Below are 14,011 nucleotides of genomic sequence, written 5' to 3' on the forward strand. Positions count from 1 at the left end.
GGCACGCGAAAACCCCTCGCCGAGGACTTCGGGCGAGGGGTTTCGTGGAAAGCGGGAGTTTACCGGGGCTTGCGCCGCTGGAGAATGTCGCGGACCAGGACGACGACCATGAGGCCTGCGCAGCCGACCAGCCACAGGTCCTCGACCCGGCCGGTGTGGTTACCGATGATCATCAGCAGCAGGAACAGCGCGAAGAACCAGCCGAGGAAGCGGAACGTCTTGGGCGCTTCACCACTCCAGCCCCATGCCGCCGACGGGACCTCGGCCGTATCGACGTGTGCGGCCACGACGGGGTCGCTGGACGAGGGCTCCAACTGGGTACCGGCCACGATCGATCCTCCTGCAGATTCGGTTGCGCTACTCGCCATATCGTGACATACGACCGTCCGTCGTATGTACCGGGGCCATCCATGGCGGGCGACCGCTGTTCGATCAGGAACAATGGGTGGGTGGATGAAACCAGGCCCACCCGCGTCCTGCTGCTCGGCAGCACAGGTTCGATCGGCACCCAGGCGTTGGAGGTGATCGAGGCCAACCCCGGCAAGTTCTCCGTTGTCGGCCTCGCCGCCGGTGGTGCGAATGTCGACCTTCTGGCACGGCAGATCACCGAAACAGGTGTGACATCCGTCGCAGTCGCCGATCCGCGGGCCGCTGCCACACTCGATCGGCCGGGAGTGTTGAGCGGTCCGGGCGCGGTCACCGAACTGGTGAAGAACACCGAAGCGGACGTCGTCCTCAACGCCCTCGTCGGCTCCCTGGGTCTGGAACCGACCCTGGCCGCGCTGGAGTCCGGCGCGCGGCTCGCGCTCGCGAACAAGGAGTCCCTCGTAGCGGGCGGGCCGCTTGTCACCGCCGCCGCGGCCCCCGGCCAGATCGTGCCCGTGGACTCCGAACATTCCGCGCTCGCCCAGTGCCTGCGGGGAGGCAGTGCAGATGAGGTGTCCCGCCTCGTTCTCACGGCCTCGGGTGGTCCCTTCCGGGGATGGTCCGCTCAGCAACTCGACTCGGTCACTCCCGAGCAGGCCGGCGCCCATCCCACCTGGTCGATGGGCCCGATGAACACGTTGAACTCCGCAACGCTGGTGAACAAGGGACTCGAATTGATCGAGACCCACCTGCTGTTCGGGATCGAGTACGACCGCATCGACGTCACGGTTCACCCGCAGTCGATCGTGCACTCGATGGTCACCTTCACCGACGGCTCCACGCTCGCACAGGCCAGCCCGCCCGATATGAAGCTGCCGATCGCGCTCGCGCTCGGCTGGCCGGACCGGGTCGCAGGAGCTGCCGCCCCGTGCGATTTCGCCAGCGCCTCCCGCTGGGACTTCGAACCACTCGACTCGGCGGTCTTCCCTGCTGTCGACCTCGCGCGGGAAGCCGGCAGGCGTGGCGGTTGCCTCACCGCCGTCTACAACGCTGCCAACGAAGTCGCGGCTCAGGCATTCTTGGACGGGATCATCCGATTCCCGGCCATCGTCCGCACCGTCGCCGCCGTGCTGTCCGAGGCGGACGAGTGGGCGGCGCCACCGGCTACCGTGGAGGACGTACTGGCCGCCGACGGCTGGGCGCGTGACCGAGCACGTCAGCTCGTCAAGCAGGAAGGCTAGAACTGCATGGTGTTCGCAGTGGGCGTTGTTCTCTTCGCCCTCGGAATCGCACTGTCGATCGCGCTTCACGAAGCGGGTCACATGTGGGTGGCTCAGGCCACCGGCATGAAGGTCCGTCGATACTTCATCGGTTTCGGCCCCAGAATCTTCTCCTTCCGCCGCGGTGAAACCGAGTATGGGTTCAAGGCCCTGCCGCTCGGTGGCTTCTGTGACATCGCGGGAATGACGGCCCTCGACGAACTCGCGCCGGACGAAGAAGACCGGGCGATGTACAAGAAGGCGACCTGGAAACGCCTCGTCGTGATGTCCGGCGGCATCGGCATGAACTTCCTACTCGGTCTCGTCCTGGTGTACGTCCTTGCCGTCGGGTGGGGTCTGCCCGACCTCAACCGGCCCAGCCATGCCGAGGTCGGTGCGGTGGGCTGTGTGGCCGCCACCCAGGGGCCCGCTCCCGACTACGCACTGTCTCCGTGCACCGGTACCGGTCCCGCCGAGGAGGCAGGTATCCGGGCGGGCGACATCATCGTCGCGGTGGACGGCAAGGAGACGCCTACCTTCGCGGACGTCGCCGCCGCAACGCGACCGCTGTCGGGTGCAGTGGACTTCACGATCGAACGGGACGGCACCGAGCAGACCGTCGTCGTTCCGGTCCAGCAGGTGCAGCGGTGGGTTCTGGAGGAGGGGGAGAGCCAACCGCACGAGGCGACCGTCGGTGCTGTCGGCATCGCCGCGCCCCCGGCCGTCGTCGAGCATTCGGCGGTGTCCGCGGTCCCGGCCTCCTTCGGATTCACCGGTGACATGTTCGTCATGACGGCCGAACGCCTGGTGCAGATGCCGAGCAAGGCTGTCGACCTGTGGCACGCCGTGACCGGCGGGGAACGGGACCCGGAGACACCGATCTCCGTGTACGGCGCGAGCGTGATCGGCGGCCAGATCGCCGAACAGGGGATCTGGGAAGCGTTCGTTCTCCTCCTCGCGAGCCTCAACTTCTTCCTCGGCATGTTCAACATGCTCCCGCTGCTCCCACTCGACGGCGGACACATGGCAGTGACGCTCTACGAGCGAATTCGCGACTGGTTCCGGAGCAGGCGAGGGTTGCCCCGAGGCGGCCCCGTGGACTACCTGAAGTTGCTGCCCGTGACCTATGTCGTGATCGTCATCGGCGGCGCATACATGCTGCTCACCCTCACCGCCGACATCGTCAACCCGATCAAGCTCTTCCAGTGATCGCTAAACTCGGACCTGAAGCTACGAAAGAAGGCACCCACGTGACCAGCCCTGTCGGATTGGGTATGCCCGAAGGCCCGGCCGCCGTTCTCGCGCCCCGCCGCAAGACCCGCCAACTGCAGGTCGGGACAGTCGGCGTCGGCAGCGATTTTCCGGTGTCCGTGCAGTCGATGTGCACCACGAAGACCCACGACGTCAACGCGACCCTCCAGCAGATCGCCGAACTCACCGCGTCCGGCTGCGACATCGTCCGAGTCGCTTGCCCACGCCAGGAGGACGCCGACGCACTCGCGACTATCGCGAAGAAGAGCCAGATCCCGGTTATCGCCGATATCCACTTCCAACCGCGCTACATCTTCGCGGCCATCGAGGCGGGGTGCGCCGCGGTGCGCGTGAACCCGGGCAACATCAAGGAGTTCGACGGACGCGTCAAGGAAGTCGCCAAGGCGGCCGGTGAGGCAGGCATTCCGATCCGCATCGGAGTCAACGCCGGGTCGCTCGACCCCCGGCTGATGCAGAAGTATGGCAAGGCGACGCCGGAAGCGCTCGTCGAGTCGGCTCTGTGGGAAGCCGGGCTGTTCGAGGAACACGGGTTCGGCGACATCAAGATATCGGTGAAGCACAACGACCCGGTGATCATGGTGGAGGCCTACCGTCAGCTGGCAGCGCAGTGCGACTACCCCCTGCACCTGGGCGTGACCGAGGCCGGTCCGGCGTTCCAGGGAACGATCAAGTCGGCCGTCGCCTTCGGTGCGCTCCTTTCCGAGGGCATCGGCGACACCATCCGGGTATCGCTGTCGGCGCCGCCCGCTGAGGAAATCAAGGTCGGAACGCAGATCCTGCAATCACTGAACCTGCGCCCGCGCAAGCTCGAAATCGTGTCGTGCCCCTCCTGTGGGCGCGCCCAGGTGGACGTCTACACGTTGGCCGACGAAGTGACCGCCGGGCTCGAAGGCATGGAAATCCCGCTGCGCGTTGCCGTCATGGGCTGCGTGGTGAACGGTCCCGGCGAGGCCCGCGAGGCAGACCTCGGAGTGGCCTCCGGAAACGGCAAGGGCCAGATCTTCGTGAAGGGCAAAGTGATCAAGACTGTGCCGGAAGCGCAGATCGTCGAAACGCTCATCGAGGAAGCGATGCGCATCGCGGAAGAGATGGAGGGTGACGCGTCGGCCGGGTCCCCCGTCGTGACCGTCAGCTGACCCGCCCGCCCCTTGGGCATCGAAACGTCTCCCGTTTCTGGCGTGTTCGTGGCAATCTGGTGGGCAGAACCACTAGCTGACAAGGTTGGGTAGATGCTCAAGCTCCTCGGTGCCAAACAGTTGAGCAGTCGAGACGCGGCACATGTGCTCCGCGTTCTCGACGCCGATCCTGTCGCCGCCTGCATGGTCGCCGCGCGCGTCGAAGAATGCGGAGTCGATCCGCGGATGATCCACGGGGAGTTGTGGAGTCGAGGGGGCCCGCTCGAGTCTCTGTGTTTCTCCGGTGCCAACTTCGTTCCGCTTCGCGGCAGCGTCGACGACATGCGCGCGTTCGCGGACCGAGCCTGCCGGACGCCCCGCATGTGTTCGTCGCTGGTGGGCCGGGCCGAGCTGACACTGCCGTTGTGGGAGATGCTGGAAATGGACTGGGGCCCCGCTCGCGAGGTCCGGGCCGACCAGCCCCTCCTCGCGTTGGCCGGCAAGCCGCACTGCCGCCCCGATCCGCTCGTCCGCCAAGTCCGGATGCACGAACTCGAGCAGTACCTTCCCGCAGCCGTGGCCATGTTCATCGAGGAAGTCGGCGTCGACCCCCGCGCCAATGACGGCGGTCGCGGGTACCGACGCCGGGTCGCCAATCTCATCGCCGCCGGCCGAGCCTGGGCCCGGTTCGAGGACGAACAGGTGATCTTCAAGGCCGAGGTCGGGTCGGTGTCGTCGCGGGTGGGACAGATCCAGGGCGTCTGGGTCCACCCGATGTATCGAGGGCAAGGATTCGGAGCCGCGGGAACGGCAACCGTGGCCGAGGCCGTCATCGCCGACGGCCGGATCGCCAGTCTGTATGTCAACAGCTTCAACACTGTGGCCCGCAGTGCGTACGCACGCATCGGTTTCAGCCAAGTCGCGACGTTCGCCACAATTCTCCTGGACTGACTCGCTGGCCGCCTACCGTGCCGACGGTGGTCGGAGACATACCATGAGCGGCGATGAACCTCTGGCCAACCACTCGATTCCGCGTCGTGCGGGCCATCGCCCTCGGCGGCGCGGCCGCGCTGATCCTCGGCTCGACGGCGTGCACACCGAAGCCCGACGGCCCCGCGCCCGCCGCTGAGGCATTTCTCACCGCCTTCGCCGACCGCGATTCCGAGCAGGCCGCACAACTGTCCGATCGGCCCGACGATGCTCAACGAGTTCTCGAGTCGGCCTGGGAGTCGCTGCAGGCGGAGTCGCTCGAGGCGAAGACGACCGACGTGGACATCAACGGAGACACGGCCACCGTCGGCTACGCCTACGAATGGCATCTGCCGAAGAATCGGGTATGGACCTACTCAGGTGAGCTGCATATGGGGCGCCGGAACGGGGAGTGGGCGGTCCGGTGGAGCTCCACCAACATCCACCCTCGGCTCGGCGACCGGCAGACGATGTCGCTCCGGTCGACTGCGGCTCCCCGCGCTCGCGTCAACGAGCACTCCGGCTCGGATGTTCTGGTTCCCGGCGTCGTGTACCGCGTCAAATTCGACGCCGGGGAGTCGGGCAACGTCATCTCCACGGCGCAGGGGCTTGCCGCCGCGCTCTCCCCGTTCGACAACACGCTCACTGCGCAGTCGATCGCGGAATCCGCGACGGCGGTCGAGGGTGACTACCTCGTCACCCGACTGCGGTCCGAAGACTACGAGCGGGTCGCGGGCGTCCTCGGTGCCCTTCCCGGAGTCAGTGTCTCGGACGAGGCGGACCTGGTGGCCACGGATCGCACTTTCGCCCCGGACCTCGTCGGACAGGTGAAGAAGACGGTGATCGACGAGGTCGACGGCAAGGCCGGGTGGAGCGTGGTCACCGTCAACCAGAACGGCGTCGACACGGATGTCCTCACCGAGACCCCGCCGCAGACCTCCCCGTCCTTCTCGATCAGCCTCGACCGGCCCATTCAGGTTGCGGCGCAGAACGCCGTCGACGCCAGGACCGACCAGGCCATGATGGTGGTGATCCAGCCGTCGACCGGAGACGTTCTCGCGGTGGCGCAGAACAAGGCGGCAGACCGGGACGGGCCGGTCGCCCTGACAGGTCTCTACCCTCCGGGATCGACGTTCAAGATCATCACCGCCGGGGCAGCCATCTCTTCGGGGATCGCGAGCCCCGACACGATGGTGCCGTGTCCGGGACGTATCGAGATCGGGGAGCGCAGCGTTCCCAACTACAACGAGTTCGCGCTGGGCACCGTGCCGATGGCCACGGCATTCGCCCGTTCGTGCAACACCTCGTTCGCGAAACTGGCCAGTGAGATGAAGCCGGACGCGCTGACGGTCGCGGCGTCGCAATACGGGATCGGCCCCGACTACCAGGTCGTGGGCCTGCCGACCGATTCCGGCTCCGTTCCGCCGGCCGAAGAGCTGGTGCAACGAACAGAGGACGGCTTCGGCCAGGGCAAGGTCGTGGTCAGTCCGTTCGGAATGGCCCTGGCCGCGGCGACGATCGCGCACGGTTCGACTCCCGTTCCGCGGTTGATCGCCGGACGCGAGACCGTCATCGAGGGTGACCATCCGCCGATCAGCCCCGACATGGTCGAGGGGCTGCGCTCGATGATGAGGCTCGTGGTGACCAGTGGCACAGCTGAACGGATCGAGGATCAGGGCGAGGTATACGGAAAGACGGGGGAGGCCGAGGTCGAGGGCGGCTCGCACGCCTGGTTCGTCGGTTATCGAGGTGATCTCGCCTTCGCCACGCTGGTGGTCCGGGGCGGGAGTTCCGACAATGCGGTCGCCGTCACCCGAGACATGTTTGCAGCGTTGCCCGAAGGGTATTGACCCTGCGCCGGTGTCGCCGAGGCGCCATCGGCCGATCGGGGGACGCAGGTGTAGTCGGTTCAGGGACCCGTTCGGGGGACAGACACCGCCGCCGGGAGCGCCCATAGTGGGTGGCAGAAGATTTTCGCAACCGCGGGATCGAAGAGACTACGCAGACAGGAACTTTCACACATGACACTCGTCTCGGAAGAAACTCGGGTGGACGCATCGGATGGCGTCCGCACAGTGTTGTTCGTCGGCAATCCGGACCCAGGCACAGAATTGACTCAGTGGCTCGCGATGAAGGAGTGGCCGTCGGGCCGCGGAATCGCGTCGATCAGCTCCTGCGAAGGAGACGTCCTGTGCGTCATCGCCACCGAAGACGTCCTCGACGGGCTCTGCACCCCGGTGGAAGCCATGGCGATGCAGCAGGCGAGGGCCCGTGGGGTGCCCTGCGTCAGCGTCCGCAACGCCCGCCTTCTGAGGGATGATCTCTGACGCGCTACTCGTGTTCGGCGAGCTTTTCGGGATCGAGTTCCGGGCCGCCTTTTCCGAGCCTCTTGTTCACGAGCACTGTGCCCGCCCAGAGGACGACGCCGATCCCGAGTAGCACGCCGGCGATCTGATACTGCACGATCGGACGGTCGGCGAAGGGTGTGACGAGGAACCCGCACGTCAGGGTGCCGACGATCGGGAGAATCGTCGGAACCCGGAAGTGCTTGTGCTCCACGGGCTGTTTCCGGAGTACCAGCACGGTGATGTTCACAATCGTGAACACGCACAGCAGGAGCAGGGCGGTGGTGCCGCCGAGTTCGGGCACCTCACCGACGAACGTTATCAAGCCGAACGCGACGAGCGTGGTGAAGACGATGGCCACGTACGGGGTGCGGCGGCGGGCGTGCACTCTCCCGAACGGAGGAGGGAGTACCTTCTCGCGGCTCATTCCGTACAGCAGCCGGCTTGCCATCAGCATGTTGATCAATGCGGTATTGGCGACCGCGAACATGGTGATGAAGGCGAAGATCCCGATAGGGAAGCCGGGGGCGCCGGCCTGCACCACCTTGAGCAGTGGTGTGTCACCTTCGCCGAGGTCGCTCACCGGTACCAGGGCGATAGCCGTGATGGAGACGAACACGTAGATCGCCCCCGTGACGAGAAGTCCCGTCAGCAACACCTTGGGGAAGATCCGGCTGGGTTCCTTGCACTCCTCGGCCATGTTGACCGAATCCTCGAAACCGACCATCGCGAAGAAGGCGAGCGCGGTACCCGCGATCACAGCACCGACCGCGGACCGCTCACCGGTGTCGAACGTGGCGACCCGGGAGAAGTCACCGTCGCCCACGCCGAGTGCCCACAGACCGATCATGATGATGATCAGAAGCCCGGACAGCTCGATGCACGTGAGAACCACATTGGTTTTGACGCTCTCGCTGACCCCACGGAAGTTGATGATTCCCACCAGCGTCATGAACGCGAGACCGAGGAGGGTGATCCCGATTCCGGTGGTGAAATCGAGATCGAAGGCTTCGACGAAGTTGGCCGCGAAGGCACGCGACGCTGTGGAGGCAGACGTGATGCCGGAGCACATCACGGCGAAAGCCACCATGTACGTCAGGAAGTGCACCCCGAAAGCCTTGTGTGTGTACAGCGCAGCGCCCGCTGCCTTGGGGAACTTGGTGACGAGTTCGAGGTAGCTGAAGGCCGTGACGATGGCGACGAGGAAGGCGATGAGAAAGGGCAACCACACCGCGCCACCGACCTGGTTCGCCACCTTGCCGGTCAGCGCGTAGATGCCGGTTCCGAGGATGTCGCCGACGATGAACAACAGAAGCAGACCGGGACCCATGACCCGCTTCAGGCTCGGCTGCTCGGAAGAACTCGCACCGGACGCATTCGAGCTCGACGCGTTCGAATCCGTTGTCGATCCCATGACCCACCGCCTTTCGCTGCGCGCGCTTCCCGGCCGAGAAGACGCTTGTCGCTAGGGGAGTAAACCCAGCCGGCGTGCGGTGACCACGGCTTCGTGGCGGGACCGCGCGTCCAGCTTGTTCATGGCACTGCGCAGGTAACTCTTGACGGTCTCGGCCCCCACCGACAGCCGCTGGGCGACCTCGGCGTTGGTGCATCCCAGCGCGACGTGCGCCAGCACGTCGATCTCTCGGGGGGTGAGGGTGATACCAGCGTCGTCAGACGCGTCGGCACCATCGCCACCACCGGGGCGGACGACTGCCGCGAGCCGCTGGGACAACCCGCGCAACTGCTCCTGCAACGACGGATCGGTGACCGTCTGGGCCACACTCCGCATCTGAGCGTGTATGTCGCGAAGCTCTTCGGTGGTGGCGCCGTCGACACCCTGCGCGTCCAACGTCGTGAGCATCTGGAGGCGGCGGTCGACCTCGTCACGAATGGCGATCTCTGTACCGAGTCGGCGCGAGGCCGCGACGACGACATCCGCGGTCCGATCACCGATCGGGGCGCACTCGCGGATGGCGGCGTAGAGGACGGCCCGGGATTTGCCCTGCACAATGACGGGCACGGCCAGGATGGAGCGGAGACCCTCGCTGAGGACGGGGCGGTCGAAGTGGTGCGTGATGGTCTGGGAGGAGCTGTAGTCGTTGACCGAGACAGGCCTGCGCTGAGCCACCACTCGGCCGCCGAGGCCGGACAGCGGTGGGATGGCCAGCCCTTTGAGGTTGTTGGTACGTGTTCCGAAGAACTCGCTGAGATGGAGGGTGTCGTCGCTCACTTCACCGCCGAAGAGAACCGGCACGACACCCTGGGCGGCGATCGTGCGCAGCTCACCGCGCAGGGCGTCGCCGTCCCGGGGGCGTAGTAGCGACGGGAGAACCAAGTGGGTCACCCCTTTCCGGGGGTAGTCAGGGCGGTCTGTGAGCTAGATCATAACCGTAGCGAGTTCGGATGAGGCCACGCTGTCGCCGACCCGGCCCCGCGAACGTTCGGACCCCGATATACCAGCCCGCAGAATACGAGGAGTACCGCATGACCACCGATCCCACCGCACGCGTGCGTGAATTGCTCGATCAGTACGACACGCCGACCGCCGCCGCGGCGGAGCTGCTGTGTGATCGACACCCTGCCGACGACGTGGCGTTCACCGTTGTGGAAGCGGATCTGACCTCGACGGACCTCACCTACGGATTCCTTCGTGAACAGTCGTCGCGGTGTGCGGCAGCCTTGGCGGACCTCGGCGTCGAACCGGGTGAGCACGTGGCGACGCTGATGGGCAAGTCGGCGGAACTGGTTGTAGCCCTGCTCGGGATCTGGCGTCGCGGGGCGGTCCACGTTCCGTTGTTCACGGCGTTCGCCTCCCCGGCCATTGCGTTCCGACTCGAGGCGAGCAAAGCGAAGGTTGTGATCGCCGATGCGAACCAGCTGCACAAGCTGACGCCCGGTGAGGACATTCCGGCAGACGCGCCCTGGCAGGTGGTGGTCGTCGGCGGCGAGAAGTCCGGCACTGTCGACTTCGAGACGCTGGTAGCGTCGCACGATCCCAGCGATGCCCGGGGTGCGGCCGTTGCCGTCGGCGGTGACGGACCCCTCGTCCAGTTGTTCACCAGTGGGACTACCGGAACCCCCAAGGGCGTGCCGGTCCCGGTTCGGGCGCTGGCGTCGTTCCACGCCTACCAGGAGTTCGGGCTCGATGTTCGCAAGGACGACGTCTTCTGGAACGCCGCGGACCCAGGATGGGCGTACGGCCTCTACTACGCACTGCTCGGGCCGCTCGCCGCGGGGACGCGCAGCATCCTGCTGCACGCGGGATTCTCGGCGCCGCTCACCTGGAAGGTCATGGAACGCTTCGGGGTCACCAACTTTGCGGCCGCCCCGACCGTTTACCGGAGTCTGCGGGCGGATCCGACGCCGATCCCCGAGGCGGTGCGGTTGCGGCGTGCGTCGTCTGCCGGTGAACCGCTCACCCCGGACGTGATCTCGTGGTCGAAGGCCAACCTCGGGGTGCTGGTGCGCGATCACTACGGGCAGACCGAGCACGGAATGTTCATCGCCAATGCGTGGGCGGAGGGTCTGCAGGACGAGGTCCGCGACGGCTCGATGGGCAAGCCGCTCCCAGGCTGGTCCTGCGCGGTACTCGCCGACGACTCCGACGCGATCGCCCCGCCCCGGACTCCGGGCCGGGTCGCCATCGACACCCGGAACAGCCCGCTGTTGTGGTTTACCGGGTATATCGACGCCCCCGAGAAGACCGCGCAGCGCTTCACCGGCGACGGCCGCTGGTACCTCACCGGTGACGCGGGCCAGACCGACGAGGACGGCTTCTACTTCTTCTCGGCCCGCGACGACGACGTCATCATCATGGCCGGATACCGGATCGGGCCCTTCGACGTGGAGAGCGTGCTCGTCATGCACGACTCCGTTGTCGAGGCCGCGGTCGTCGGAATGCCCGACGACCTGCGCGGTGAGGTACTCGAAGCCTTCGTCGTCCTCCGCGACGGAGTCGAGGGCACCGACGCACTCGAAGCCGAGCTGCAGACCTTGGTGAAGAAGAAGTTCGCTGCACACGCCTATCCGCGCACCGTGCACTTCGTTCCGCACCTTCCCAAGACTCCCAGCGGCAAGGTGCAGCGCTACCTCCTGCGCCAGCGGTAGGCGCTTCGCGTTCGTGCGCCTTTCCGGTAGTTCCCGCTACCAGAAAGGCGCACGGAGAAGGGCAGGTCTACCCTGATACCCATGTCTGTCCGCACAGCATTGAGCCCCGGAACCGTGTCACCCGTCCTCGCCGTGCCTTCGAGTATCGAGCGGCCCGAGTACGCGTGGAAGCCGACGGCCAACGAGGGCCACGAGCCGTGGGTGCAGACACCCGAGACGATCGAGGCCATGCGCCTGGCGAGCCAGATCGCCGCCCGCGCTCTTCAAGAGGCGGGAAAGGCGGTGGCGCCCGGCGTCACCACCGACGAACTCGATCGCATCGCCCATGAATACATGATCGACCACGGCGCCTATCCGTCGACGCTGGGTTACAAGGGTTTTCCGAAATCCTGCTGCACCTCGCTCAACGAGGTGATCTGCCACGGGATCCCGGATTCGACCGTCATCCAGGACGGTGACATCGTCAACATCGACGTCACGGCCTACATCGGCGGGGTGCACGGAGACACCAACGCGACCTTCCTCGCAGGCGACGTCGCCGAGGAGAACCGCTTGCTGGTGGAGAGGACGCACGAGGCCACGATGCGGGCCATCAAGGCGGTCAAGCCCGGACGCGCGCTCAACGTGATCGGCAGGGTCATCGAATCGTATGCCCACCGCTTCGGCTACGGCGTGGTCCGGGACTTCACCGGCCACGGCATCGGCACCACGTTCCACAACGGCCTCGTCATTCTGCACTACGACGAGCCGTCGGTCGACACGGTGATCGAACCGGGAATGGTGTTCACGATCGAGCCGATGATCAATCTCGGTGACATCGCCTGGGAGGTCTGGGAAGACGACTGGACCGTGGTCACCAAGGATCGCTCGTGGACTGCCCAGTTCGAGCACACGATCGTGGTCACCGAGACCGGCGCCGAAATTCTCACCCTGCCTTGAGCCCGGGCCAACTGAAGGGCGCACTGCTCGTCGCCGGAACTACGTCGGACGCGGGGAAGAGCGTGCTCGTCGCCGGCTTGTGCCGGATGCTGGCGCGTCGCGGTGTCCGGGTGGCGCCGTTCAAAGCGCAGAACATGTCCAACAATTCCGTCGTCACTCTCGACGGCGGCGAAATCGGACGTGCGCAGGCGCTGCAGGCCGCCGCGTGTGGACTGGAACCGAGCGTGCGTTTCAACCCGGTGCTACTCAAACCGGGGAGTGATCGGACGTCCCAGCTGGTTGTGCGTGGCCGCGCCGTCACTTCGGTCGGTGCCCGCGATTACATCGAGCACCGCGACCATCTCCGGGTGGTGGTGGCCGAGGAACTGGCGTCCCTGCGGAACGAGTTCGACGTGGTGATTTGTGAGGGCGCGGGCTCACCTGCCGAGATCAATTTGCGCGCAACGGATCTGGCTAACATGGGCCTTGCCCGCGCCGCCCGGATTCCGGTGCTCGTGGTCGGCGACATCGACCGCGGCGGAGTGCTTGCCCACCTCTTCGGCACGGTGGCTGTGCTCTCGCCCGAAGATCAGGCGTTGATCGCCGGCTTCGTCGTCAACAAGTTCCGCGGCGACGTGTCGTTGCTGACCCCCGGCCTCGAGCAGTTGACTGCCCTGACCGGCCGGCCGACTCTCGGTGTCATTCCGTTCGCGGACGACCTGTGGCTGGACGCGGAAGATTCGCTCGGCGTCGTGGGCGACGCCCCCGTCGGGCGTCCCGGACCGCCGGTGGGAAGCGAATGGCTGCGGGTCGCGGCGATCCGCCTGCCACGAATTTCCAACTCGACGGATGTGGAAGCGCTGGCGTGCGAACCCGGGGTTTCGGTTCGCTGGGTCAACGATCCTTCCCGCCTGCAGGATGCCGACCTGATCGTCCTGCCCGGCAGCAAGTCGACGGTGTCGGACCTCGAGTGGATGCGGCGCAACGGAATTGCCGATGCCGTGGCGGCGCAGGCGAAGCTCGGCCGCCCGGTACTCGGCGTCTGCGGCGGCTACCAGATGCTCGGCTCCGTGATCGTCGACGACGTCGAATCCGGTCGCGGCCATACCCCGGGTCTGGGACTGCTCGACCTCGAGGTGGAGTTCGCGGCAGACAAAGTGCTGGGCCGGGTCACCGGTGACGCGTACGGGGTCCCGGTCGACGGTTACGAGATACACCACGGTCGGGTCCGGCGTAACGGTGATCAGCCGCTGCTCTACGCGAGCACCGGGGCGGCGGAGGGGAGTATCCGCGGAGCTGTCTACGGAACGCACTGGCACGGTCTGCTCGAGAACGATCGATTCCGCCGTCTACTCCTCGACGATGTCGCGGAGCATTCGGGTCGAACCGGCTTCGTCCCCGCCCCCGACACCGACGTGGCCGCCGTGCGGGTCGCGCAGCTCGACCTGTTGGCTGATCTCGTCGAGAAGCACGTGGATGTGGACGCCCTGGACACCTTGCTCGGTGAAGGTGCCCCGGAGGGGCTGGCCACCATCGGCTCCCGCCTCTCTTTCTAGGCAGTCGCCCGCCGCACGATCGGCCATGCTCCGATCTGCCGGACTAGCTTGTGAACCGGACCGGATAAGGGCGCGAGCGCAAGGCGGCGCGGATCGCGTAGGTT

The 14,011-nt window shown here is 66.2% G+C and carries 12 protein-coding genes; 9 read left to right on the forward strand and 3 right to left on the reverse strand.

The features are described 5' to 3' along the window. Positions 1–59 precede the first annotated feature (59 nt). Positions 60–329: a DUF2631 domain-containing protein gene (locus HYG77_RS29175; RefSeq protein WP_201453466.1), complete on the reverse strand. Its 270-nt coding sequence runs from the start codon at positions 327–329 to the stop codon at positions 60–62. A gap of 120 nt (positions 330–449) precedes the next feature. Here HYG77_RS29175 and dxr point away from each other — a divergent pair, with 120 nt between their 5' ends. The 6 genes from dxr (at position 450) to HYG77_RS29205 (ending at position 7,308) form a co-directional block, all read left to right on the forward strand. Next, on the forward strand, positions 450–1,607 hold the full coding sequence (gene dxr, locus HYG77_RS29180) for a 1-deoxy-D-xylulose-5-phosphate reductoisomerase (RefSeq protein ID WP_109330909.1): 1,158 nt from the start codon (positions 450–452) through the stop codon (positions 1,605–1,607). Positions 1,608–1,613: 6 nt separating this feature from the next. Then, complete coding sequence (locus tag HYG77_RS29185; protein ID WP_208961344.1) at positions 1,614–2,834, forward strand: site-2 protease family protein; 1,221 nt, start codon at positions 1,614–1,616, stop codon at positions 2,832–2,834. 41 nt (positions 2,835–2,875) lie between these two features. Next, positions 2,876–4,033 (forward strand): flavodoxin-dependent (E)-4-hydroxy-3-methylbut-2-enyl-diphosphate synthase, encoded by a 1,158-nt coding sequence (gene ispG, locus HYG77_RS29190; RefSeq protein WP_109330905.1) that lies wholly within the window; start codon positions 2,876–2,878, stop codon positions 4,031–4,033. 93 nt (positions 4,034–4,126) lie between these two features. Next, on the forward strand, positions 4,127–4,963 hold the full coding sequence (locus tag HYG77_RS29195) for a GNAT family N-acetyltransferase (protein ID WP_109330903.1): 837 nt from the start codon (positions 4,127–4,129) through the stop codon (positions 4,961–4,963). A 53-nt stretch (positions 4,964–5,016) separates the two neighbouring features. Continuing rightward, the gene (locus tag HYG77_RS29200) at positions 5,017–6,831 is read left to right on the forward strand and encodes a penicillin-binding transpeptidase domain-containing protein (RefSeq protein WP_208961345.1); all 1,815 of its coding nucleotides are present in this window, start codon (positions 5,017–5,019) and stop codon (positions 6,829–6,831) included. 171 nt (positions 6,832–7,002) lie between these two features. Further along, a complete protein-coding gene (locus HYG77_RS29205) occupies positions 7,003–7,308 on the forward strand; it encodes a hypothetical protein (protein WP_208961346.1) in 306 nt (101 codons plus the stop codon). Between the two features lie 4 nt (positions 7,309–7,312). Here HYG77_RS29205 and HYG77_RS29210 read toward each other — a convergent pair whose 3' ends face one another. After that, complete coding sequence (locus HYG77_RS29210; RefSeq protein WP_208961347.1) at positions 7,313–8,740, reverse strand: APC family permease; 1,428 nt, start codon at positions 8,738–8,740, stop codon at positions 7,313–7,315. A gap of 51 nt (positions 8,741–8,791) precedes the next feature. Further along, the gene (locus tag HYG77_RS29215) at positions 8,792–9,670 is read right to left on the reverse strand and encodes a LuxR C-terminal-related transcriptional regulator (RefSeq protein WP_109330895.1); all 879 of its coding nucleotides are present in this window, start codon (positions 9,668–9,670) and stop codon (positions 8,792–8,794) included. 140 nt (positions 9,671–9,810) lie between these two features. On the opposite strand from HYG77_RS29215, the gene HYG77_RS29220 reads away from it, so the two are divergent. From HYG77_RS29220 to HYG77_RS29230, 3 genes are all read left to right on the forward strand, one after another. Continuing rightward, positions 9,811–11,433 (forward strand): AMP-binding protein, encoded by a 1,623-nt coding sequence (locus HYG77_RS29220; RefSeq protein ID WP_208961348.1) that lies wholly within the window; start codon positions 9,811–9,813, stop codon positions 11,431–11,433. 81 nt (positions 11,434–11,514) lie between these two features. Beyond that, a complete protein-coding gene (map, locus tag HYG77_RS29225) occupies positions 11,515–12,372 on the forward strand; it encodes a type I methionyl aminopeptidase (RefSeq protein ID WP_109330891.1) in 858 nt (285 codons plus the stop codon). Beyond that, on the forward strand, positions 12,369–13,907 hold the full coding sequence (locus tag HYG77_RS29230; RefSeq protein ID WP_208961349.1) for a cobyric acid synthase: 1,539 nt from the start codon (positions 12,369–12,371) through the stop codon (positions 13,905–13,907). Before map ends, HYG77_RS29230 begins: the two co-directional genes overlap by 4 nt. The last annotated feature ends 104 nt before the right edge of the window (positions 13,908–14,011 follow it).

This window comes from Rhodococcus sp. ZPP (genome assembly GCF_017656075.1).
GTDB classification, from domain to species: Bacteria; Actinomycetota; Actinomycetes; order Mycobacteriales; family Mycobacteriaceae; genus Rhodococcus_F; species Rhodococcus_F oxybenzonivorans.

Bases quoted from the DNA above. Each gene is read 5' to 3' on its own strand.
- HYG77_RS29220 (WP_208961348.1), top strand. From the start codon at position 9,811: ATGACCACCGATCCCACCGCACGCGTGCGTGAATTGCTCGATCAGTAC.
- HYG77_RS29205 (WP_208961346.1), top strand. From the start codon at position 7,003: ATGACACTCGTCTCGGAAGAAACTCGGGTGGACGCATCGGATGGCGTC.
- HYG77_RS29210 (WP_208961347.1), bottom strand. From the start codon at position 8,740: ATGGGATCGACAACGGATTCGAACGCGTCGAGCTCGAATGCGTCCGGT.
- map (WP_109330891.1), top strand. From the start codon at position 11,515: ATGTCTGTCCGCACAGCATTGAGCCCCGGAACCGTGTCACCCGTCCTC.
- HYG77_RS29185 (WP_208961344.1), top strand. From the start codon at position 1,614: ATGGTGTTCGCAGTGGGCGTTGTTCTCTTCGCCCTCGGAATCGCACTG.
- HYG77_RS29195 (WP_109330903.1), top strand. From the start codon at position 4,127: ATGCTCAAGCTCCTCGGTGCCAAACAGTTGAGCAGTCGAGACGCGGCA.
- HYG77_RS29200 (WP_208961345.1), top strand. From the start codon at position 5,017: ATGAACCTCTGGCCAACCACTCGATTCCGCGTCGTGCGGGCCATCGCC.